This window comes from Streptomyces albus subsp. albus (assembly GCF_000719865.1).
Classification (GTDB): domain Bacteria; phylum Actinomycetota; class Actinomycetes; order Streptomycetales; family Streptomycetaceae; genus Streptomyces; species Streptomyces albus_E.
In genome coordinates, this window is sequence record NZ_JOID01000011.1 from 102821 (window position 1) to 125988 (window position 23168).

Genomic DNA, 23168 nt, shown 5'->3' on the forward strand with positions numbered 1-23168 from the left:
CGATGGAGACCACCGACACCCCGCCCCCGCCGGCCCCCGACGCCGTCCCCCGGCACGGCGTCCCCGAGGAGCCGCCGGTACGGAAAGTCGGCCCCGGCGGCCGCCGGGGCTCCCGCGGCGGCGGCGAGGGGAGGACGCTCAACGCCTTCTCCCACGGCATGCTCGTGCTGTGGGCGTTCATGGTCGTCATGCCCCTGCTGTGGGCGGTGATGACCTCCTTCAAGACCGACCGGGAGATCTTCACGGCACCGTGGAGCCTGCCCGCCGCGCCGCAGTTCGAGAACTGGGCCCGCGCCTGGGGCCAGGCCCACATGAGCGACTACTTCCTCAACACCATCCTGGTGGTGGGGGGTTCACTGACGGGCACCATGCTGCTGGGCTCCATGGCCGCCTATGTGCTGGCCCGGTTCGACTTCCCCGGTAACCGGTTCCTCTACTTCCTCTTCATCGGCGGGATGAGCTTCCCCGTCATCCTCGCCCTGGTGCCGCTGTTCTACGTGCTCAACAACCTCGCCCTGCTCAACACGCTGCACGGGCTGATCCTGACGTACATCGCCTACTCGCTGCCGTTCACCGTCTTCTTCCTCACGGCCTTCTTCCGGACCCTGCCGACGACGGTGGCGGAGGCCGCGCTCATCGACGGGGCCTCGCACGCCCGGACGTTCTTCCAGGTGATGCTGCCGATGGCCCGGCCCGGGCTCATCAGCGTCGGGATCTTCAACTTCCTCGGCCAGTGGAACCAGTACATGCTCCCGACCGTGCTCAACACCGACCCGGAGCGGAAGGTCCTCTCCCAGGGGCTGGTGCAGCTCGCGGTCAGCCAGGGCTACAAGGGCGACTGGTCGGGGCTCTTCGCCGGGCTGGTGATGGCGATGCTGCCGGTGCTCGCGGCGTACATCGTCTTCCAGCGGCAGGTGGTCGCGGGCCTGACGGCCGGCGCGCTGAAGTAACCGGGGGCGGCACACTCCCGGGGTGCACCACGGTCCGGTCCGGGGTCGGCCGGGATGTGCCCGCTGCGGGACACCCCGCCGCGAGGCGGCCGCCGTTCCGATGTGCGCGGGTTGTTGGGTATACGGCGATACGCGAGGTTCACGTTCGGGCGGTGCATGGCCGCTACCGCCGTACCCCGCGGCACCGCGACCCCGCGGGCCGGGGGGCGCACCGGCGCCCGGGCAGGTCGCGCACGCTACGGCCGGGGGCGCATCGGTTCGCTCACGGATCCAGCTCTTGACGAGATCTCCTCCACGGGCTCAGCTTAGAGTTCACAAGTTGGAGGAACGGCCGGATCGCCCTTGTGGGGACCGGGCCGGGCGGCGGTCGAGCCGCCGTTCCAGGCGGGAGTGGATGATCGTGGAGACTCCGGGATCGCAGTCGTCGCTGCACCGGGCCAATCTGGAGCGGGTCGTGCGCGCGGTGCGCCTGGCCGGTTCCCTCACCCAGGCGGAGATCGCCCGTACCACGGGCCTGTCCGCGGCGACGGTCTCCAATATCGTCCGGGAGCTCCGGGACAGCGGGATCGTGCAGGTCACGCCCACCTCGGCAGGCGGCCGGCGGGCGCGCAGCGTCTCGCTGAGCGGGGACGCCGGGATCGTGGTGGGGGTGGACTTCGGGCACACCCACCTGCGGGTGGCGGTCGGCAACCTCGCCCACCAGGTGCTGGCCGAGGAGGCCGAGCCGCTGGACGTGGACGCCTCCGCGACGCAGGGCTTCGACCGGGCCGAGGCCCTGGTCAAGCGGCTCATCGACGCCACCGGCCTCGGCGTGGGCAAGGTCATCGGGGTGGGGCTCGGCGTGCCCGGCCCGATCGACGTGGACAGCGGCGCCCTGGGGTCCACCGCGATCCTGCCGGGCTGGGCCGGCATCAATCCCAAGGAGGAGCTGGCCGCCCGGCTCGGCGTGCCGGTCTCCGTCGACAACGACGCCAACCTCGGCGCGCTCGGCGAACTGGTCTGGGGCGCCGGGCGCGGGGTGAAGGACCTGGCGTACATCAAGGTCGCCGGCGGTGTGGGCGCGGGCCTGGTGATCAACGGTCACATCTACCGCGGCCCGGGCGGCACGGCCGGGGAGATAGGGCACATCACCATCGACGAGTCCGGGCCCGTCTGCCGCTGCGGCAACCGGGGCTGCCTGGAGACCTTCACCGCGGCCCGGCACGTCCTGGACCTGCTGCGCACCAGTCACGGCCCGGATCTGACCATCGAGCGGATGGTGCAGCTGGCCCGCGAGGGCGATCCGGGCTGCCGCCGGGTGGTCGCCGACGTCGGGCGGCACATCGGCACCGGAGTGGCCAACCTCTGCAATCTCCTCAACCCCAGCCGGGTCGTGCTGGGCGGGGATCTGGCGGAGGCCGGGGAGCTCGTGCTGCTGCCGATCCGGGAGTCCGTGGCCCGTTACGCGATCCCCAGCGCGGCCCGGCGGCTGTCCGTGGTCCCGGGGGCGCTGGGCGGCCGGGCCGAGGTGCTGGGGGCCCTCGCGCTCGTACTCAATGAAATGGGTGATTCGACACTTCTGGACGGATCGGTCGCCGCGGCCACCCCTGCCTTCACTAGATAACGGTTGGCACCGTTGTCATCTCGTTAAATCTTTACTTCTTGACGGTTACGTCCCGGCCGAGTTGACTTCCCCACACCTCGGCCGCAGGGACGCGGCCTCGTCAGGGAGGTTCCAGTACATGAACAGCACGATGCGCCGTGTCGTCATCGGCACCGCAGCGATCTCGATGGCCCTGTCCGTGGCGGCCTGCGGCAAGGCCGGCAGCGACGCGGGGGAGAGTGACAACAAGACCATCGGCATCCTCCTGCCGGAGAACAAGACGACCCGGTACGAGACCTTCGACCGGCCGCTGATGACGAAGAAGATCAAGGCGCTCTGCTCGGACTGCGAGGTCTCCTACAACAACGCCAACCAGGAGACCGAGCTCCAGAAGAAGCAGTTCGACGCCCTGATCACCAAGGGCGTCAAGGTGATCATCCTGGACGCGGTGGACGCCACGGCCACCAAGTCCTGGGTCGACGCCGCCACCAAGAAGGGCGTCAAGGTCGTCGCCTACGACCGTCTCGCCGAGGGCGACGTCTCCGCCTACATCAGCTACGACAACGAGGCGGTCGGCAAGCTCCAGGGCGAGGGCGTGCTCCAGGCCCTGGGCGACAAGGCCAAGGACAGCGAGCTGGTGATGATCAACGGCTCGCCGACCGACCCCAACGCCGCGCTGTTCAAGAAGGGCGCCCACAGCGTCCTGGACGGCAAGGTCAAGAAGATCGTCTACGAGCAGGACATCCCGGACTGGTCGCCGGACGAGGCCAACAAGAAGATGGCCGCCGCGATCACCTCGCTCGGCAAGGACGGCTTCGACGCGGTCTACTCCGCCAACGACGGCATGGCGGGCGGCATCATCACCGCTCTGAAGTCGCGCGGCATCAAGGACGTCCCGGTGGGCGGCCAGGACTCCGAGCGCGCGGGCCTCCAGCGGATCGTGGCCGGCACCCAGACGTTCACGATCTACAAGGCCATCAAGCCCGAGGCCGAGCGCACCGCCGAGATAGCCGTCGCCCTGCTCAACGGCGACAGCATCGACGAGTTCGCCCCGGACAAGGTCGACAGCAAGAGCAAGAAGGGCATCCCGAGCCAGCTCTTCGACGCCAAGATCGTGACCAAGGACAACATCAAGGACACGCTCATCGCGGACAAGGTCTACACCGTCGACGAGATCTGCACCCCGGAGTACAAGGCGGCCTGCGAGGACGCCGGACTCCTCTGACCCGGGCAGGCGCCTGAGCGCCACCGGCCCGCCGGACTTGCCCGGCACCCGCCCCCCACTTCACCCCGCTGCCGGGGGCGGGTGCCGGGCAACGGCGGCACCAACCGACGCTGCTCGCACCACCTTCGCGCCCACAAGGCGCGGCACCCCCCTCCGCCTGTGAAGGCGGCTAAGGAGATGATTCACGTGTCCGCTACGCCCGTGCTGGCGTTGCGCGGGGTCTCCAAGCGGTTCGGCGCCGTACAGGCGCTCACCGACGTCGAACTGGAGATCCATCCGGGCGAGGTCGTCGCCCTGGTCGGCGACAACGGAGCCGGCAAGTCCACCCTGGTCAAGACCATCGCCGGGGTGCACCCCATCGATGAGGGCGTCATCGAGTGGAAGGGCCGCAAGGTCCGCATCGACAAGCCCCACGACTCCCAGGACCTGGGGATCGCCACCGTCTACCAGGACCTGGCGCTCTGCGACAACCTCGACGTCGTCGCCAACCTCTTCCTCGGCAGCGAGCTGCGCCGGGGCGGGGTCATCAACGAGGTCGCCATGGAGAAGCGGGCCCAGGAGCTGCTGGACACCCTCTCCATCCGCATCCCCAGCGTGCGCATCCCCGTGGCCTCCCTCTCCGGCGGCCAGCGCCAGGTCGTGGCCATCGCCCGCGCCCTGGTCGGCGACCCCGAGGTCGTCATCCTGGACGAGCCCACCGCGGCCCTCGGCGTCGAGCAGACCGCGCAGGTGCTCGACCTCGTGGAGCGGCTGCGGGAGCGCGGCCTCGGCGTCATCCTCATCAGCCACAACATGGCCGATGTGAAGGCCGTCGCCGACACGGTGGCGGTGCTGCGGCTCGGCCGCAACAACGGGGTCTTCCCGGTCCGGACGACCTCCCACGAACAGATCATCGCCGCCATCACGGGCGCCACGGACAACGCCGTGACCCGTCGCCAGGCGCGCACCACGGAGGCAGGACGATGAGCCACACCGTGCAGAAAGGTTCCGCCCGGACGGCGCCCTCCTCGACCGGCGCCGTCGACCCCCGGCTGCTCGTCCGCGAGCAGGGCCTGAAGGGCTACCTCACCGAGTTCAAGCGCAAGATACGCGGCGGCGAGCTCGGCTCCATACCGGTCGTCCTCGGCCTGGTGGCCATCGGCATCATCTTCCAGTCGCTGGACGAGAGCTTCCTCTCCGCGGGCAGCCTCAGCAACATCAGCGTCTACATCGCCGGCCAGGGCATCATGGCCGTCGGCATCGTCTTCGTCCTGCTGCTGGGGGAGATCGACCTCTCCGTCGGCTCCGTCGCCGGCGTCGGCGCCGCCATCTGGGCGGTGCTCAGCGTCACGGGCGACATGGGCGACCTGCAGGCCGTCCTGATCGCCGTCGCCGCGGGTGCCCTCATCGGCGGCATCCACGGCTTCTTCTTCGCCAAGGTCGGTGTCCCCGCCTTCGTCGTCACCCTGGCCGGTTTCCTCGGCTGGAGCGGTCTGCAGATCTGGCTGATGGGCTCCGAGGGCAGCATCAACACGCCCTCCGGCAGCATCGTCGAGAACCTGACCAACTACTACTTCGAGGACATCGCGGCCGCCTACGGCCTGGCCGGCGCGGCCGTCGCCGTGTACTTCCTCTCGATGCTGCTCGACAGCCGCCGCCGGCGCGCCGCGGGGCTGCTGCACCGCCCCTTCGGCGAGGTGCTGTTCCGGGCCGCCCTGCTCGCGGCCGTGGCGTTCACCGCCGCGTACCAGCTCAACCAGTCCCGCGGCCTGCCGCTGGCGCTGGTGCTCTTCCTCGCCGTGCTCGTGCTCGCGGATTTCGTCGTCCGGCGCACCACCTACGGCCGGCAGATCTTCGCGGTCGGCGGCAACGCCGAGGCGGCGCGCCGCGCCGGTATCAACGTGGAGAAGATCCGGATCACGGTCTTCATGATCGCCGGTCTGCTGGCGGCCTTCGGCGGTCTCTTCATCGCCAGCCAGTCCGGCGGCGCCACCAAGAGCCTCGGCGCCGGCAACGTGCTGATGAGCGTGATCGCGGCCGCCGTCATCGGCGGCACCAGCCTCTTCGGCGGACGCGGCAAGATCTGGTCCGCGCTGCTGGGCATGCTGGTCATCCAGTCCATCCAGCAGGGGCTCAACCTGCTCGGCATGGCGAGTGAGATCCAGTACATGATCACCGGTGCGGTGCTGCTCGCCGCTGTCGTGATCGACTCGGTCTCGCGCCGCACCCAGAAGTCGGCGGGCCGCACCTGACCGGCTGCCCGTGCGGACACGCCCGGTACCGGCCGTGAGGCCGGTGCCGGGCCTCCGCGCGTCCGGGGCCGGACGGGCCGGCGGGCCGCCCCCGGGGCCCGCGGAAGGGGGCTCCCGCGCACGGCCGGGTCCGCACGTCCGGAAAGGGAACATTAGACTCAGCGGACCGGCAACGTGCTCGAAGCAAGACGGCCAAGAGGAGACACAGTGGCAATGGTGCCGCGCGAAGAGCGGGAGCTGCTGTCCCGCATCACCGGACCGCGCGATCTGGACCGGCTCGACCAGGAACAGCTCGCCCGGCTGGCCGGGGAGATCCGGACCTTCCTCGTCGAGGCCGTCTCCAGGACGGGCGGTCACCTCGGACCGAACCTGGGCGTCGTCGAGCTGACCATCGCGCTGCACCGCGCCTTCGAGTCCCCGCGCGACAAGGTGCTCTTCGACACCGGACACCAGAGCTATGTGCACAAACTTCTGACGGGGCGTCAGGACTTTACGAAGCTCCGCGCCAAGGGCGGCCTGTCCGGCTACCCCTCCCGGGCGGAGTCCGAGCACGACGTCATCGAGAACAGCCACGCCTCGACCGTGCTGGGCTGGGCCGACGGCCTGGCCAAGGCCAACCAGGTGCTGGGCCGCGAGGACCACGTGGTCGCGGTCATCGGCGACGGCGCCCTGACCGGCGGTATGGCCTGGGAGGCCCTGAACAACATCGCCGCCGCCAAGGACCGCCCCCTGGTCATCGTCGTCAACGACAACGAGCGCTCCTACGCCCCCACCATCGGCGGCCTCGCCGACCACCTCGCCACCCTCCGCGTCACCGACGGCTACGAGCGCTTCCTCGCCCGCGGCAAGGACCTCCTGGAGCGCACCCCGGTCGTCGGCCGCCCGCTGTACGAGACGCTGCACGGCGCCAAGAAGGGCCTCAAGGACTTCATCGCCCCGCAGGGCATGTTCGAGGACCTCGGCCTCAAGTACGTCGGCCCCATCGACGGCCACGACATCGAGGCCCTGGAGTCGGCCCTGGTGCGGGCCAAGAAGTTCGGCGGCCCCGTCATCGTCCACTGCCTCACCGAGAAGGGCCGCGGCTACTCGCCCGCCCTGGAGGACGAGGCCGACCGCTTCCACGCCGTCCCCGTCATCCACCCCGACACGGGCCTGCCCGTCTCCGCCGCCGGCGCCGACTGGACCTCCGTCTTCGGCGAGGAGATGGTGAAGCTCGGCCGGGAGCGCAAGGACATCGTCGCGATCACCGCGGCCATGCTCCAGCCGGTCGGCCTGGAGAAGTTCGCCCGGGCCTTCCCCGACCGGGTGTACGACGTGGGCATCGCCGAGCAGCACGGCGCCGTCTCGGCGGCCGGCCTGGCCACCGGCGGGCTGCACCCCGTCTTCGCCGTCTACGCCACCTTCCTCAACCGGGCCTTCGACCAGGTGCTGATGGACGTGGCCCTGCACAAGTGCGGCGTCACCTTCGTCCTCGACCGGGCCGGCGTCACCGGCACCGACGGCGCCTCGCACAACGGCATGTGGGACATGTCGATCCTCCAGGTCGTGCCCGGCCTGCGGATCGCCGCCCCGCGCGACGCCGACCAGCTCCGCGCCCAGCTCCGCGAGGCCGTCGCCGTCGAGGACGCCCCCACCGTCGTGCGCTACTCCAAGGGCGCGGTCGGCCCGGCGGTCGCGGCCGTCCGCCGCATCGGCGGCATGGACGTGCTCCGCGAGCCCGCCGAGGGCACGCAGACGCGGGACGGCTCGCAGGCGGACGTCCTGCTGGTCTCCGTCGGCGCGCTCGCCCCGATGTGCCTGGAGATCGCCGGTCTCCTGGACAAGCAGGGCATCTCCGCGACCGTCGTCGACCCCCGCTGGGTCAAGCCCGTGGACGAGCAGCTCCCCGCGCTCGCCGACCGGCACCGGGTCGTCGTCACCGTCGAGGACAACGGCCGCGCCGGCGGCGTGGGCTCGGCGATCGCCCAGGCGCTCCGCGACGCGAACGTGGATGTGCCGCTGCGCGACTTCGGCATCCCGCAGCGCTTCCTCGACCACGCCTCCCGCAAGGAGGTCATGGCCGAGATCGGCCTGACGGCGCCCGACATCGCCCGCCAGGTCACCGGTCTGGTGGCGAAGCTCGACGGCCGCTACGAGACCGAGCCGGCCGAGGTCGCCGGCGACTGACCGGCCCCGTCCCGCCCTCGCCCCCGTACGGTCCCCGGGCCGGCCGGCGCAGCTGTCCGAGTGCGCCGGCCGGCCCGCGCCCGTCTCCGGCACCCGCGTCCGCTCCCCGCCGCGCACCCCCGCGCTCGTCCGATGGGATGAATTCCCTTGCGCCCGGCGGTGTAGTGCCCTGCCCGGACGGGGGCACGTGTTCCATGTCGCCGACGAGCGAGCGCGTGGAGGTAGACGGTGAGCCAGGGAAACACGGGGAACCGCGGGCCGGGCGGCGTCCTCCGGACCAAGACGGTGGAACAGTCCATCCGCGACACGGAGGAGCCGGACCACCGGCTCAGCAAGTCGCTCTCCGCCTTCGACCTCATGGTCTTCGGCGTGGGCGTCGTCATCGGCACCGGCATCTTCGTGCTCACCGGCGCGGTGGCCAAGGAGACCGCGGGCCCGGCGGTGGCCGTCTCCTTCGCCGTCTCCGGCCTCGTCTGCGCCCTGGCGGCCATCTGCTACGCGGAGTTCGCCTCCACCGTGCCGGTGGCCGGTTCCGCGTACACCTTCGCCTACGCCTCGCTGGGCGAGCTGCCCGCCTGGATCATCGGCTGGGACCTGATGCTCGAACTCGCCCTGGGCTGCGCGGTGGTGGCCGTCGGCTGGTCCGGCTACATCCGCTCCCTGCTGGACAACGGCGGCTGGCAGCTCCCGGAGGCCCTCGCCGGCACCAGTGAGCAGGGCGGGTTCGCCTTCGACCTGCTGGCCTTCCTGCTGGTGCTGGCGCTGACGGCCGTCCTCGTCGCCGGGATGAAGCTGTCCGCCCGCGTCACCTCCGTCATCGTGGCGGTCAAGGTCGCCGTGGTGCTCATCGTGATCGTCGCCGGAGCGTTCTTCATCCGGGCGGACAACTACGACCCCTTCGTGCCGCCCGCGCGGGACACCGGCTCCGGCGGCGGCGCCGACATCGGGGCGCCGCTGGTGCAGACGCTCTTCGGCTACACCCCGTCCACCTTCGGCCTGATGGGGATCTTCACCGGCGCGGCCATCGTCTTCTTCGCGTACATCGGCTTCGACATCGTCGCCACCGCCGCCGAGGAGACCCGCCATCCGCAGCGCGACCTGCCCCGGGGCATCCTCGGCACGCTCGCCGTCACCACCGTCCTCTACATCGCCGTCTCCATCGTGGTGACCGGCATGCAGAAGTACACCGAGCTGTCCGTGGACGCCCCCCTCGCCGACGCCTTCAAGGCGACCGGGCACCCCTTCTGGGCGGGGCTGATCAGCTTCGGCGCGGCCGTCGGCCTCACCACGGTCTGCATGATCATGCTGCTGGGCCAGACCCGGGTCTTCTTCGCGATGAGCCGGGACGGGCTGCTGCCGAAGACGTTCTCCCAGGTCCACCCGCGCTTCCGCACGCCCTACCGCTCGACGATCCTGCTCGGTGTGACCGCGGCCGTCATCGCCGGTTTCACCAGCATCTCGGAGCTCGCCGAACTGGTGAACATCGGCACCCTCTTCGCCTTCGTCGTCACCGCCCTCGGCGTGATCATCCTCCGCCGCACCCGCCCCGACCTGCCGCGCTCCTTCCGCACCCCGCTGGTGCCGCTGCTGCCGATCGTCTCGGTGCTCGCCTCGGGCTGGCTGATGCTCAACCTCTCCGGGGAGACCTGGCTGCGGTTCGTCGTCTGGATGGCCGCGGGCGTCCTGCTGTACTTCCTCTACGGCCGCCGCCGCAGCCGCCTGCACGGCGGCGCGGGCCGGCCCGGCGGCTGAGGCCGGGCAGGGGGCCGGGGACGCGGGCGTGAAGGCCCGGCCACGGCTCCGGTACGGGCGGCGAACCCCGTAATACGGGGCTCCCCGCCCGCGGCCGGGCGCGGGCCCTTACGTTGGGGACCATGCCCGCCGAGCCCTCCCGCTCCGTACCCGCCGACGCCCCGCCCCGGCGGGACGTCCCGCTGCCCGCGCCCCGGCGGCGGGACGGGCCGGGTGCCCCGCTCCCGTCCACCGGTTCGCGGCGGTACTGGACCCGGCTGCTGCCGCTGCTCGCCGTCCTCGTCCTGCTCGCGCGGCTGCCGTCCTTCCTCCGCCCGCTGTGGAACCCGGACGAGGGTTATCTCGCCGTCCAGGCGCGGATGCTCGCCGCGGGCGGATCGCTCTACGAGACGGTCGTCGATCGCAAGCCGCCGCTGGTGCCGTGGCTCTACCAGGGAGCGTTCGCCCTCTTCGGCGACGACTCGCTGTGGCCGCTGCGCGTCCTTGCCGTCCTCGCCCAGCTGCTCACGGCGGTGCTGCTCGCCTCCGTCGCGCGCCGCCGCTGGGGCGACGCCGCCGGGCGCACCGCCGGCGTGCTGTACGCCCTGGTCTCCATCGGCCTCAACCCCGAGGACACCCAGGCGGCGTCCTTCGGGGTCTTCATGCTCCCCGCGACCGCCGCCGCCGTCTGGTCCGCCGACCGCGCCCGGTGGGGGACGGCGGGGCTGATGGTGGCGGTGGCGGCCCTCACCAAGCAGACCGGTGCGGCCGTGCTGCTGCCGGTCCTGTGGCTGCTCTGGCGGCACGGAGTCCCCGGGACGCGGTGGCGGGCGCTGCTGCGGGTGGCGGTCGCCGGCGCGGCGCCGGTCGCCGCGGCGGCGCTGCTCACCGACCCCCGGGGATTCCTCTTCTGGACGGTGACGGGCTCCGCCGGCTACGCCTCCCCGGACGGCTCCGTGCTGCACGTCCTGGGCCGCGCGGCGGGCAACGCGGGCCTGCTCGCCGCGGCCTGCGCCGGGCTGCTGGTCCCGCTGGCGGCCGTGCTGCGCCGCCGCGCGGCCCGTACCGGCGCCCTCACCGGCGACCTGTGGGTGTGGACCGCTTCCTCGGCGCTCGCCGTCGCCACCGGGTTCCACTTCTTCGGCCACTACTACCTCCAGCTCATCCCGCCCCTGGTGCTGCTCGGCACGGCGGCCCTGCGGCGGCTGCCCCGGCCGTGGACGCGCGGCGCCGTCCTCGTCTCGGCCGCGTCCTGCCTGGCGTTCGCGGGCTGGGGGGTGCTCGCGCCCAGCGGGGAGCTCGACCACGCCCGGCGGCTGGCCGAGCGGGTGGAGCGGCGCACGGACCCGCCCGACCGGGTGCTGTTCTGGGGGATGCACCCCGAGCAGTACTGGTTCGCCGGCCGGCCGCCCGCCACCCGCTATCTGACGGCCGGGCTGCTCACCAACTACAGCGGCGGCCGGGAGGACGGCCGCCAGGTCGGCCCGCGTTATGCCGTGCCGGGCAGCTGGCCGGTCTTCCGGCGCGAACTGGCCGCCGCACCTCCGGAGTTGATCGTGGACGACTCCCGGGGCAAGCCGTACGGCCCCGCCCGCGTCCCGGAACTCCGCGAGCTGCTGACCGAGCGCTACGAGCCCGTGGAGCGCGTGGACGGCGCGGTGCTGTACGCGCTGCGCGGGGACGCCGCGGGCCGGGGGGACGGCTGAGCGCGCGAGCCTCGGCCGTGGCCGGCGCGGGCGGCGGGGCGGGAGCGCCGGCCGGCGCCGTGCGGTGCCGCTCGCGGGCCGCGGCCCGGTGCGTCAGGTGGCGGCCCGGGCGCCTTCGCCCGTGTCCTCGCCGCGCTGGTGGCCGCGGCGGGCGTCCCGGTCGAAGATGCCGAGGATCTCGCACGGCCCGCCCTCGGCGCCGATGGCGTGCGGGAGCATCGTGGGGAACTCGGCGGCCTGGTCGGTCTCGACGCGGAAGCGCCGGTTGCCCAGCAGCAGGACCGCGGTGCCGGAGAGGACGACCAGCCATTCGCGGCCGGGGTGCGCGCGCATGCGGGAGGGGGTGTCCGGCGGCGGATCCGTCATGCGCTGGCGCACGACCGTCATCCCGGGGTCCGCCTTGACGGACCAGCGCTTCAGGCCGCGGGCGCTGTCGGTCACCGGGTTGGTCACGACGTCGTCGGTGGCGGTCGCGACGAGCTGGTCCAGGGAGGTGTCCAGGGCCCGGGCGAGGGTGACGAGCTGGTCCAGGGCGAGACGGCGCTGCCCGTTCTCGATGCGGGACAGGGTGGACTGGCTGAGCCGGGCGCGCGTGGCCAGATCCTCCAGGGACCAGCCCTGCGCTACCCGGAGGGCGCGGATCCTCTTGCGTACCAGGCTGTCCAGTTCGCCATCTTCTTGCGCCATGAGCAGCATCTTATGCCCACGACGCAAAGAGTGCCTACCGTCGTCCGTGGAAGGCCCGCTCGCCGAGCGGGCCCGCGCGAAGGAGAGGGGCGACGCCGTGCCCGTGACCACTGCACCCGTGACCACCGCACCTGGGACCACCGCACCCGTGACCACTGCCGCGGACGAGACCGGCAAGCTGCCGGACGGCACCGTCGACGCCGTGGTGATCGGCGGCGGCGCCGCGGGCCTGAACGGGGCGCTGATGCTCGCCCGCTCCCGCCGCTCGGTCGTCGTGATCGACGGCGGCACCCCGCGCAACGCGCCGGCCGAGGGCGTGCACGGCCTGCTCGGCCTGGACGGCACGCCGCCCGCCGAGCTGCTGCGGAGAGGCCGCGCGGAGGTCCGCCGCTACGGCGGCCTGGTCGTGGCCGGAGACGTGACCGCCGCGCGCCCCGCCGCCCCGTCCGCCGGGGGCGACCCGCGCTTCGCCGTCACCCTGGCCGGCGGCGGCACCCTGCGGGCGCGCCGGCTGCTGGTCGCCACCGGGCTGCGGGACGAGCTGCCCGGCATCCCCGGTCTCGACCGGCACTGGGGGCACGGCGTGGTGCACTGCCCGTACTGCCACGGCTGGGAGGTGCGCGACGAGCCCATCGGGATCCTCGCGGCCGGCCCGGCCTCCGTCCACCACGCGCTGCTGTTCCGGCAACTGACCGCGGACCTGGTCTACTTCACCCGCGGTACCGAGCTGGACGAAGGCACCCGCGAGCGCTTCGCCGCCCGGGGCGTCCGCGTCGTCGACACCCCGGTGACCGAGGCCGTGACCGGCGAGGACGGTGGCATCGCGGGCGTACGCCTGAGCGACGGACAGCTCCTGCCCCGGCGGGTCCTCGCGGTCGCCACCACCCTGCGGGCGCGCACCGAGGGCCTGGACGGCCTGGGGCTGCCGGTCCGGGAGCTGCCCGGCGGCATGGGCCGGCACATCGCCGCCGGCACCGCCGGTGCGACGGAGGTGCCGGGGGTGTGGGCGGCCGGCAACGCCACCGACCCGATGGCGCAGGTCGGCGCCTCCGCCGCGGCCGGCGCCCTGGCCGGGGCGCACATGAACGCCGATCTGGCCGCCGCCGACACCGAGGCGGCCCTCGCCGCGACACGGCGCGGCAGCACCTGCGTCTGAGGCCCGCCCGGCCTGCGGTCCCGCCGCCCGCCGGACTCTTCCGGCCGTCCGCCCCCGGCGTCCCGTGTCCCCGCCGACCGCTACGGCCCCGCGTCGCCGCCCCGCCCGGCCCCGCCTCCCGCGACCGGGCGGACCGTACGCGGGCCCGCGCAGACCGCGCCCAGGGCGGTGACCCGGCGGCGCAGTTCCCGGTCCGCCGTCACCACCAGGCAGGGCCGTCCGGAGGCGACCGGGGCCTCCTCGGCCACCAGGTCCACGATCCGGTCGTCCCCGCTGCCGGGGGCCGACTCGACCCGCACCCCCGGCACCGACGGCAGCCCCCGGGCCGCGCCCTCCACGACGAGCACCACCTCCAGCGGCGGCTCGGCCGTCCAGGGCGGCAGGCCCGCCGCCTCCGGCAGACCGTCCTCCCCGTACCCAGCCAGCGCGTCGCGCAGCCGTTCGGCGGCGGCCCGGCGGTCGCGCCACCAGCCGTCCGGTACGGATCCGACGACGTTGGCGGCGTCCACGACGACCAGTGCGGGAGTCATGCCCCCAGTGTCGCGCGTGCCCGTCCGCGCGGGCGGCCCGGCTCCCGGCGGCCGGTTCGCGGCCCCGCGCTCTACTGCCAGGTCGCGGTGCCGGGGTCGATCCCGTGGGCGCGGGCATTGGCGTCGATGATGCGACGGAACCACGGGGCGAGGCCGGGGCGGACGCCGTCGTAGTGGGCGGCGAACCCCGGATCGGACTCATACATGCGTCCGAGACAGACCTGCATCTGCCGGGTGAGGGGGAAGTACGAGGCGAAGACCGCGCGGTGCCGCTCGACGAGCCGGTTCGCCTCCGGGCTGCCGGGTGTGACGCCGGCGTCCATCGCCTCCCCGAGGGCGCGGTCGAGGGCGGCGTTGGCGTCGGCCACGGCCTGCCATTCCTCCGGCCCGCGAGCGGCCGAGCGTTCGGCGTACTGCTGCCACTGCGCCGTGTCCCCGTAGCGCTGCCCGGCCCGGGCGGGCCAGTCCGGGTCCCACTGCGGGCCGAAGATCGCGGCCTGCTGCCCGGCGGTCAGCAGCAGGCCGCGCTCGTGGGCCTCGATCAACCGGTCCAGTCCGGCGCCGAGCCGCTGGAGGCGGTCGATCCGTTCGGCGACCTGGGAGCGCTGCGCGCGCAGCGCACCGGGCACGTCCGCGGCCGCGTCGTCCAGGACGGCCCGGATCCGGTCCAGGCCGAGGCCGAGCTCCCGGTAGACGACGACGCGCTGCAGACGTTCCAGGTCGCCGGCGGTGTAGAGCCGGTAGCCGGCGGCCGTGCGCAGCGACGGCCGCGCCAGGCCGATCTCGTCCCAGTGGTGCAGCGCGCGGACTGTGACGCCCAGACGCGCCGAGGCCTGGCCGACGGTCAGGCCATCGGTGTCAGTGGCGTCACGCGCGTGGGGCATGCTCCCCATGACCGCCTCGGCCGGCGCCCGGTGGGGTGATTCCGATGGCTTCAAGGTTCCGCGCCTCCTGACTGTCCGGATCGTAGGGCTTCGCGGCGGTGAGGACGATCCGGGCGTTCTCCGGGGTGATCACCTCCACATCGCGGGTGTTCCAGGGGGTGTCCCGCGGCCCGTCCACCGAGTCCGGGCGGAGCGCCCGGCAGGACTCGACGAGGGCGTCGATCTGGCCGAGCACGCACGCGAAACTCACGCTCATCGCCGGTGCCCGCTCCGGGACGCCCGGCGCCTTGACGAGAAGGACGTCCTGGAACGCCCACCGGCGCAGATGCACCAGCCTGCCGGGGATGCCGAACAGTTCGAAGAACCCGAGCCCGCGCGTCCAGAAGTCCACCGACGCCTCCAGATCCGTCGTGGGGATCGTCGCGAACGCGGGCATTCCGTAGATGCCGCGGAACGGCTCCGGCGGAACCGCGTCCGGGCCGGGAGCGGGCACGGGACTCGTCTCGAACGCGTTGTAGTAGTCGCTCATGCACCCCACCTTCCGGCCTCACGCGACGTGAGGGTCAAGCCGAGGGCCGGTTGGTGCCCCGCCGCGCCGGCCGGGGCACCGGAGCGGGCCGGCCGTTTCACGCCGTGTGCGAGGCCCGCCGGTTCGTTCCGTACCGCCGGGGGCCTGGTTGTCCAGGTTCTCCACAGGCTCCGCGGCGGGCCCGGCCGGGCTCGTAGACTGCCCGGATGACCGCCCTCGACGACACCACCGGCACCGGCGACACCACCCGTCCCGACAGCGGCGACGACGGCAGCGAGGCGCTGCGCGTCCTGCGCAAGGTCTTCGGCTACGACTCCTTCCGGGGGCCGCAGCAGGAGATCATCGACCATGTGGTCGCGGGCGGCGACGCCCTCGTGCTGATGCCGACCGGCGGTGGGAAGTCGCTCTGCTACCAGATCCCCGCGCTGGTGCGGCCGGGCACCGGGGTCGTCGTCTCGCCGCTGATCGCCCTGATGCAGGACCAGGTGGACGCCCTCCGGGCCCTCGGCGTGCGGGCCGGCTTCCTCAACTCCACGCAGGATCTGGACGAACGGCGCCTGGTGGAGGCCGAGTTCCTCGCGGGCGAGCTCGACCTGCTCTATCTGGCCCCGGAGCGGCTGCGCGGCGAGGCCACCATGAGCCTGCTCGACCGCGGCACCGTCTCCCTCTTCGCCATCGACGAGGCGCACTGCGTCGCCCAGTGGGGCCACGACTTCCGCCCCGACTACCTGGCGCTCTCCGCCCTGCACGAGCGCTGGCCGGACGTCCCGCGCATCGCGCTCACCGCCACGGCCACCGAGGCCACCCACGGCGAGATCGCGGACCGGCTCGCCCTCCGGAGCGCCCGGCACTTCGTGGCGAGCTTCGACCGCCCCAACATCCAGTACCGCATCGCGCCCAAGAACGACCCCAAGAAGCAGCTGCTGCACCTGCTGCGCACCGAGCACGCCGGTGACGCGGGCATCGTCTACTGCCTCTCCCGGGCCTCCGTGGAGAAGACCGCCGAGTTCCTGGTGCGCAACGGCATCGAGGCCGTGCCCTACCACGCCGGACTGGACGCCGGGGTGCGCGCGGCCAACCAGGCGCGCTTCCTGCGCGAGGACGGCGTGGTGGTCGTCGCCACCATCGCCTTCGGCATGGGCATCGACAAGCCCGATGTGCGCTTCGTCGCCCACCTCGACCTGCCCAAGTCCGTCGAGGGGTACTACCAGGAGACGGGCCGCGCCGGCCGGGACGGCCTGCCGTCCACCGCCTGGCTGGCCTACGGCCTCCAGGACGTCGTCCAGCAGCGCAAGATGATCGACACATCGGAGGGGGACGAGGCGCACCGCCGGATGCTGCGCGCCCACGTCGACGCGATGCTGTCGCTCTGCGAGACCGCCGGGTGCCGCCGCGTCTTCCTGCTGGACTACTTCGGCGAGAAGAGCGGCCCCTGCGGCAACTGCGACACCTGCCTCACCCCGCCCGAGTCCGTGGACGGCACGGTCCCGGCCCAGAAGGTCCTCTCCACCGTCGTCCGGCTGCAGCGGGAGCGGCGGCAGAAGTTCGGCGCCGGCCAGATCGTGGACATCCTGCTCGGCCGGAAGACGGCCAAGGTCATCCAGCACGACCACGACACCCTGTCGGTGTTCGGCATCGGCACCGAGCTGAGCGAGGCCGAGTGGCGGGGCGTGGTGCGCCAGTTGCTGGCGCAGGGCCTGCTCGCCGTCGAGGGCGACTACGGCACGCTCGTCCTGACCGGCAGCAGCGGGGAGGTGCTGGGCGGGCGCCGCGAGGTCCGGCTGCGGCGGGAGCCGGAGCGCCCGGCCGCCGCCAGGGCGGCGAAGAGCCCGTCCTCCGGGCGGCGGGCCGCCGCCGCGCCCGCGGATCTGCCGGAGGAGGCCGTGCCGGTCTTCGAGCGGCTGCGCGCCTGGCGGGCCGCCACGGCCAAGGAACAGGGGGTGCCCGCGTATGTGATCTTCCACGACGCGACGCTGCGCGGCATCGCGACGGCGGCTCCGGGAAGCCTGGCCGAGCTGGGCACGGTGAGCGGCGTCGGCGAGAACAAGCTGGCCAAGTACGGGCAGCAGATCCTGGACCTGCTCGCCGACGGCCCGGAAGCGGCTCCGGAGGCGGCCGCGGCCGCCGCACCGGGGGCGGGGGCAGCGGCACCTGCGGCGGTACCGGCATCGGCACCACCCGCTCCGGCTCCCGCTTCCGCCGGCTCCGCGGCGTCCACCGGGGAGACCCCGCAGTCCCCGGCCGGGGAGGACGACCCGCCCGGCTTCTGGGACGAGGAGCCCCCGGAGGAATACGACTACTGACCGGCCGGGCCGGGAGCTGCCGGGTGCGCGGGGGCGGACGCTCGGGCGGGGGCGGACGCTCGGATGGGGGCGGACGCTCGGATGGGGGCGGGCCCGGGCGGCCGGTACCGGCCGTCCGTGGGGAGCCGGGTACGGTGCTCGGTCCGGAGGAGCCGAGGCGCCCGGACCGTGAGCGCACGCTGCCGCCGCGCGGGCGCGCGGGGCGAACGGCTCAGCCCGTCGGACTCCCGGTGGCGGGGGAGCCCTTGGCGGACTCCGGTACGGCCGCGCCGGTCCGCAGGGCCTTCCACAGCTCGTCCGCCCGGGGCTGGACGGGCACCACGCGGTTGGGATCCCGTTCGTCCCGGGCCACGGGCAGGGTGATCGTCTCCATGGCGGCCGGGTCGATGCCCTTCAGGCTCCGGCCGAAGTCGGCGAGGCCGCTCAGGGAGCCGATGGCGGCGTCCGTGGTGAGGGAGGCCGTTGCCGCGTCCGCGATCTTGTAGAGCTTGGCCGGACTGGTCAGGATCTCCTGCCGCTTGATCTCGGTGAGCAACGCCATCAGGAACTGCTGCTGCAGCCCGATGCGACCGAGGTCGCTGCCGTCCCCGACGCCGTGCCGGGTGCGGACGAACCGCAGCGCCTCCTCGCCGTCCAGCCGATGGGTGCCCGCGGCGAGCCGGAGGCCGGTCGCCTTGTCGTCGATGGCGCGGTCCGTGGTGATCGTGACGCCGCCCAGGGCGTCCACGAGGTCCCGGAATCCGGCGAAGTCGATCTCCACGTAGTGGTCCATGCGGATCCCGGACATCCGCTCGACCGTTTTCACCACACAGGCCGGCCCGGCCTGGGCGTAGACCGAGTTGAACATCACGCGGCCGGCCTCGGGGAGCGTTCGCCCGGAGGACTGCTCGCACGCGGGGCGGGTCACCAGGGTGTCGCGGGGGATGCTCACCGCCGTGGCCCGGCTCCGCCCCTCGGGTATGTGGACGACGAGAGCGGTGTCGGAGCGGGCCCCGGGCGCCTTGCCCGCGTCGAGGGCGGCGTTCTCCCCGGCCCGTGAGTCGGAGCCGAGCACGAGGATGTTGCGGCCGCTCGTCGGCAGCTTCTCCGGACGGTCGTCACCGAGCGCCTTGTCGATGTCGACGTTGGCCAGATTGCCGTCGAGGTCCCGGTACAGCCACCAGGCGGTGCCGCCCAGGGCGAGCAGAAGGGCCAGCAGGATCAGCGGGATGAGGACGGCGGGCCGGAGCCGGCGCCCGCTCCGCGGCCCGCGTCCCGGTTTCTCCCCGTCACCGGGCCGGGCGGGCGGGCCGTCCGCGCCGTCCGCGTGCTGCGCGCCGGGGTCCGGGGTGGTGTGGGACATGGCCGGGGGCCTCCTCCGATACGACGCCCCGGGGACGGGGGCGGGTGGGTCGGGTGGGGGGAGGCGGCCGGCCCGGAGCGGATGGTTCTGCTGCTGGGCAGCATATGCGCAACTCCCGCCCCAGGAACCCCAGTTCTCACGGGCCGCGGTCGGCCGGGCTGGTGGACGGGCTGTGGGCCGGGCCGCCCGGACGGGCCCTCACGCGGGCCGTCGGAAGACCGCCGAGCGGCCAGCCCCATCGCTGGCCCGAGCAACTCGCCCGAGCCGCACGCCCGAGCAGCCCGTCGGGCTGAGCCACCGGCCGTCCACCGCCGCGCCCCGAAGAGCGGTCACCACGGCGAACGGGCCGGGCCGCCCGGACGGGCCCTCACGCGGGTCGCTGGAGAGGGCATCACACGGGTCGCCGGAGAGGCCGCCCGGCCCGAGTCGTGCGCCCCGAGCCGTTTCCCGAGCCATCCTTCCCGGCCGCCGGCCGCCGCCCCCTGGATGAGCGGCCACCACGGCGAACGGGCCGGGCAGAAGGGGATCCTCCTGCCCGGCCCGCCGCTCACGCACCCTGGCGCGTCACCGCGTCACCGCGTCACCGCGTCACGCCGGGACGCTCGCGACGCCCGGGGCCAGGAACCGCTTGCCGTTGACCCGCTCCGACACGCCTTCCCGGTCCAGGTACGGCGTGATGCCGCCCAGGTGGAAGGGCCAGCCGGCGCCGGTGATCAGGCAGAGGTCGATGTCCTGCGCCTCGGCGACGACACCCTCCTCCAGCATCAGGCCGATCTCCTGCGCGACGGCGTCCAGCACCCGGTCGCGGACCTGCTCCTCGGTGAGGACGGTGTCGCCCTGCTTCAGCAGCGCGGCGACCTCCGGGTCCAGCTCCGGCTTGCCGGAGTCGTACACGTAGAAGCCGCGCTTGCCGGCCTTGACGACGGCGGCCAGGTTCCCGGAGACCGTGAACCGCTCCGGGAAGGCGCGGTTCAGCGTCTCGGAGACGTGCAGGCCGATCGCCGGGCCGACCAGCTCCAGCAGCACCAGCGGGGACATCGGCAGACCGAGCGGCTCGATGGCCTTCTCCGCGGTCTCGACCGGCGTGCCCTCGTCGATGACGTTCTGGATCTCGCCCATGAAGCGGGTGAGGATGCGGTTGACGACGAACGCCGGGGCGTCCTTCACCAGCACCGCGGTCTTCTTCAGCTTCTTGGCGACGGCGAAGGCCGTGGCCAGCGAGGCGTCGTCGGTGCGCTCGCCGCGGACGATCTCCAGCAGCGGCAGCACGGCGACCGGGTTGAAGAAGTGGAAGCCGACGACCCGCTCCGGGTTCTTCAGCTTCGACGCCATCTCGCTGACGGAGAGCGAGGAGGTGTTGGTGGCGAGGATCGCGGTCTCCGGGACGACCGCCTCGACCTCGGCGAACACCTGCTGCTTGACGCCCATCTCCTCGAAGACGGCCTCGATGACGAAGTCCGCGTCGCCGAAGGCGGCGGCCTTGTCCAGGGAGCCGGTGACCAGGGCCTTGAGGCGGTTCGCCTTGTCCTGGTTGACGCGGCCCTTGAGCAGCAGCTTGTCGATCTCCTCGTGGACGTAGCCCACGCCCTTGTCGACCCGGGCCTGGTCGATGTCGGTCAGCACGACCGGCACCTCCAGACGGCGGGCGAACAGCAGCGCCAGCTGCGAGGCCATCAGGCCCGCGCCGACCACGCCGACCTTGGAGACCGGGCGGGCCAGCGACTTGTCCGGGGCGCCGGCCGGGCGCTTGGCGCGCTTCTGCACCAGGTTGAAGGCGTAGATGCCGCTGCGCAGCTCGCCGCCCATGATGAGGTCGGCGAGGGCCTCGTCCTCGGCGTCGAAGCCGGCGGCCAGGTCGCCGTCCTTCGCCCGGGCGATGATGTCCAGCGCGCGGTACGCGGCCGGGGCCGCGCCGTGCACCTTGCCGTCGGCGAAGGCCTTGCCCCGCGCGACGGCCTGGTCCCAGGCCTCGCCGCGGTCGACGTCCGGCCGGGCGACCTCCAGCTCACCGTTCAGCACGGACGCGGTCCAGATCAGCGACTGCTCCAGGAAGTCCGCGCCCTCGAAGAGCGCGTCGGCGATCCCGAGCTCGTAGACCTGCTTGCCCTTGAGCTGCTTGTTCTGGTTCATCGAGTTCTCGATGATCACCTTGACCGCGCGGTCGGCGCCGATGAGGTTCGGCAGCAGCGCGCAGCCGCCCCAGCCCGGGACCAGCCCGAGGAAGACCTCGGGGAGGGAGAAGGCCGGGATGGCGGTGGAGACGGTGCGGTACGAGCAGTGCAGCCCGATCTCGACACCGCCGCCCATCGAGGCGCCGTTGTAGTAGGCGAAGGTGGGGACGGAGAGGCCGGAGAGCCGCTTGAAGACGTCGTGGCCGCCCTTGCCGATGGCGAGCGCGTCCTCCCGGCGCTTCAGCAGCTCGACGCCCTTGAGGTCGGCGCCGACGGCGAAGATGAACGGCTTGCCGGTGACACCGACGCCCTTGATCTCGCCGGCGGCGGCCTCCTTCTCGACCTGGTCGAGGGCGGCGTTGAGGTTCGCCAGCGACTGCGGGCCGATGGTGGTCGGCTTGGTGTGGTCCAGGCCGTTGTCCAGGGTGATGAGCGCGAAGCGCCCGGCGCCCTGGGGGAGGTCGAGGTGGCGCACGTGCGCCTGCGTCACGACCTCGTCGGGGAACAGCTCGGCCGCTCCCTTGAGCAGTTCAGCGGTCGTGCTCACTTGTTGCCTCCGTCGAAGTGCGGGTTCTCCCAGATCACGGTGCCGCCCATGCCGAAGCCGACGCACATGGTGGTCAGGCCGTAGCGGACGTGCGGCTGCTGCTCGAACTGGCGGGCGAGCTGCGTCATCAGCCGGACGCCGGAGGAGGCCAGCGGGTGGCCGAAGGCGATGGCGCCGCCGTACTGGTTGACGCGCGGGTCGTCGTCCGCGATGCCGTAGTGGTCCAGGAGCGAGAGCACCTGCACCGCGAAGGCCTCGTTGATCTCGAACAGGCCGATGTCACCGATCGACAGCCCGGCCTTGGCCAGCGCCTTCTCGGTGGCGGGCACCGGGCCGATGCCCATGACCTCGGGCTCCACGCCCGCGAAGGAGTACGACACCATGCGCATCTTGACCGGCAGGCCCAGCTCGCGCGCGACGTCCTCGGCGGCGATCACGGAGGCGGTGGCGCCGTCGTTGAGACCGGCGGCGTTGCCCGCGGTCACCCGGCCGTGCGGGCGGAACGGGGTCTTGAGGCCCGCCAGCATCTCGACGGTGGTGCCCGGCCGCATCGGCTCGTCCTGCGTCGCCAGGCCCCAGCCGGTCTCGCCGGCCTCGGCGTTGGTGCGGCGCACGGAGACGGGCACCAGGTCGGCCTGGATGTTGCCGTCGGCGTAGGCCTTGGCGGCCTTCTCCTGGCTGCGGGCCGCGTACTCGTCGGCGCGCTGCTTGGTGATGTGCGGCAGCCGGTCGTGCAGGTTCTCGGCCGTCATGCCCATGAACATGGCGGACTGGTCGACGATCTTCTCGGAGACGAAGCGCGGGTTGGGGTCGACGCCCTCACCCATCGGGTGGCGGCCCATGTGCTCGACACCGCCCGCGATCGCGATGTCGTACCCGCCGAAGGCGATGCCGCCCGCGGTCGTGGTGACGGCGGTCATCGCGCCGGCGCACATCCGGTCGATCGAGTAGCCGGGCACCGACTGGGGCAGCCCGGACAGCAGGGCGGCGGTGCGGCCGAGGGTCAGGCCCTGGTCGCCGATCTGCGTGGTGGCGGCGAGGGCGACCTCGTCGACGCGCTCCGGCGGCAGGTCCGGGTTGCGGCGCAGCAGCTCCCGGATGCACTTGACGACGAGATCGTCGGCCCGGGTCTCGTGGTAGATGCCCTTCGGGCCCGCCTTGCCGAACGGGGTGCGGACGCCGTCGACGAAGACGACATCCCTAGCGGTACGAGGCACGTTGGCTCTCCTCCTGATGCGTAACGGGCACTGCGGGGCTGCCTGCGACGGCGGCTCACACCGCCGTGCGGAGACGGCGGACTCCCGCCATGCTACTTGCGGGTAACCAAGCTGCCCACCCCTGTCCGCCGGAGCGGCGGAGATCACACGCCGGGCCCGGCCCTCGCGCGCCGTCCGACGGCCTGCCGCCTGGCGGCCGGGCCCCGGGCGG

Annotated in this window: 17 protein-coding genes; 10 read left to right on the forward strand and 7 right to left on the reverse strand. The window is 73.0% G+C overall.

The features are described from left to right. Positions 1-2 precede the first annotated feature (2 nt). From IF83_RS0113160 to IF83_RS0113195, 8 genes are all read left to right on the forward strand, one after another. Complete coding sequence (locus tag IF83_RS0113160) at positions 3-950, forward strand: carbohydrate ABC transporter permease (RefSeq protein ID WP_030544328.1); 948 nt, start codon at positions 3-5, stop codon at positions 948-950. Positions 951-1350: 400 nt separating this feature from the next. Next, positions 1351-2553, forward strand: coding sequence for an ROK family transcriptional regulator (locus tag IF83_RS0113165; RefSeq protein WP_030544329.1), 1203 nt, complete (start codon positions 1351-1353; stop codon positions 2551-2553). Positions 2554-2671: 118 nt separating this feature from the next. After that, positions 2672-3757 (forward strand): sugar ABC transporter substrate-binding protein, encoded by a 1086-nt coding sequence (locus IF83_RS0113170; RefSeq protein WP_030544330.1) that lies wholly within the window; start codon positions 2672-2674, stop codon positions 3755-3757. A gap of 177 nt (positions 3758-3934) precedes the next feature. After that, positions 3935-4723 carry an ATP-binding cassette domain-containing protein gene (locus tag IF83_RS0113175; protein ID WP_078843440.1) on the forward strand — a complete coding sequence of 263 codons (789 nt, stop codon included), beginning with the start codon at positions 3935-3937 and terminating at the stop codon, positions 4721-4723. Then, positions 4720-5988, forward strand: coding sequence for a sugar ABC transporter permease (locus tag IF83_RS0113180; protein WP_030544332.1), 1269 nt, complete (start codon positions 4720-4722; stop codon positions 5986-5988). The genes IF83_RS0113175 and IF83_RS0113180 overlap by 4 nt, the downstream gene beginning before the upstream one ends. Before the next feature lie 213 nt (positions 5989-6201). Then, the gene (dxs, locus tag IF83_RS0113185) at positions 6202-8154 is read left to right on the forward strand and encodes a 1-deoxy-D-xylulose-5-phosphate synthase (protein ID WP_030544333.1); all 1953 of its coding nucleotides are present in this window, start codon (positions 6202-6204) and stop codon (positions 8152-8154) included. Between the two features lie 228 nt (positions 8155-8382). Further along, positions 8383-9906 (forward strand): amino acid permease, encoded by a 1524-nt coding sequence (locus IF83_RS0113190; protein ID WP_037679861.1) that lies wholly within the window; start codon positions 8383-8385, stop codon positions 9904-9906. A gap of 122 nt (positions 9907-10028) precedes the next feature. Next, positions 10029-11591 carry a glycosyltransferase family 39 protein gene (locus tag IF83_RS0113195; protein WP_030544335.1) on the forward strand — a complete coding sequence of 521 codons (1563 nt, stop codon included), beginning with the start codon at positions 10029-10031 and terminating at the stop codon, positions 11589-11591. 93 nt (positions 11592-11684) lie between these two features. Here the strand turns inward: IF83_RS0113195 and IF83_RS0113200 are convergent, their stop codons facing one another. Continuing rightward, a complete protein-coding gene (locus tag IF83_RS0113200; RefSeq protein WP_030544336.1) occupies positions 11685-12278 on the reverse strand; it encodes a helix-turn-helix domain-containing protein in 594 nt (197 codons plus the stop codon). 148 nt (positions 12279-12426) lie between these two features. Here IF83_RS0113200 and IF83_RS0113205 point away from each other — a divergent pair, with 148 nt between their 5' ends. Further along, complete coding sequence (locus IF83_RS0113205; protein WP_030544337.1) at positions 12427-13434, forward strand: NAD(P)/FAD-dependent oxidoreductase; 1008 nt, start codon at positions 12427-12429, stop codon at positions 13432-13434. Between the two features lie 80 nt (positions 13435-13514). Here the strand turns inward: IF83_RS0113205 and IF83_RS0113210 are convergent, their stop codons facing one another. The 3 genes from IF83_RS0113210 to IF83_RS0113220 form a co-directional block, all read right to left on the reverse strand. Continuing rightward, positions 13515-13964, reverse strand: coding sequence for a PIN domain-containing protein (locus IF83_RS0113210; RefSeq protein ID WP_051722735.1), 450 nt, complete (start codon positions 13962-13964; stop codon positions 13515-13517). Positions 13965-14035: 71 nt separating this feature from the next. After that, complete coding sequence (locus IF83_RS0113215) at positions 14036-14848, reverse strand: MerR family transcriptional regulator (protein WP_030544339.1); 813 nt, start codon at positions 14846-14848, stop codon at positions 14036-14038. Beyond that, positions 14832-15377: a VOC family protein gene (locus IF83_RS0113220; protein ID WP_030544340.1), complete on the reverse strand. Its 546-nt coding sequence runs from the start codon at positions 15375-15377 to the stop codon at positions 14832-14834. Before IF83_RS0113220 ends, IF83_RS0113215 begins: the two co-directional genes overlap by 17 nt. A gap of 206 nt (positions 15378-15583) precedes the next feature. On the opposite strand from IF83_RS0113220, the gene recQ reads away from it, so the two are divergent. Then, a complete protein-coding gene (gene recQ / locus IF83_RS0113225; protein WP_051722736.1) occupies positions 15584-17680 on the forward strand; it encodes a DNA helicase RecQ in 2097 nt (698 codons plus the stop codon). Positions 17681-17891: 211 nt separating this feature from the next. On the opposite strand, the gene IF83_RS0113230 is transcribed toward recQ, so the two are convergent. From IF83_RS0113230 to IF83_RS0113240, 3 genes are all read right to left on the reverse strand, one after another. After that, complete coding sequence (locus IF83_RS0113230) at positions 17892-19022, reverse strand: LCP family protein (RefSeq protein WP_030544342.1); 1131 nt, start codon at positions 19020-19022, stop codon at positions 17892-17894. Between the two features lie 588 nt (positions 19023-19610). Beyond that, the gene (locus tag IF83_RS0113235) at positions 19611-21740 is read right to left on the reverse strand and encodes a 3-hydroxyacyl-CoA dehydrogenase NAD-binding domain-containing protein (protein ID WP_030544343.1); all 2130 of its coding nucleotides are present in this window, start codon (positions 21738-21740) and stop codon (positions 19611-19613) included. Then, positions 21737-22957 carry a thiolase family protein gene (locus tag IF83_RS0113240; protein ID WP_030544344.1) on the reverse strand — a complete coding sequence of 407 codons (1221 nt, stop codon included), beginning with the start codon at positions 22955-22957 and terminating at the stop codon, positions 21737-21739. The genes IF83_RS0113235 and IF83_RS0113240 overlap by 4 nt, the downstream gene beginning before the upstream one ends. Between the last annotated feature and the right edge of the window lie 211 nt (positions 22958-23168).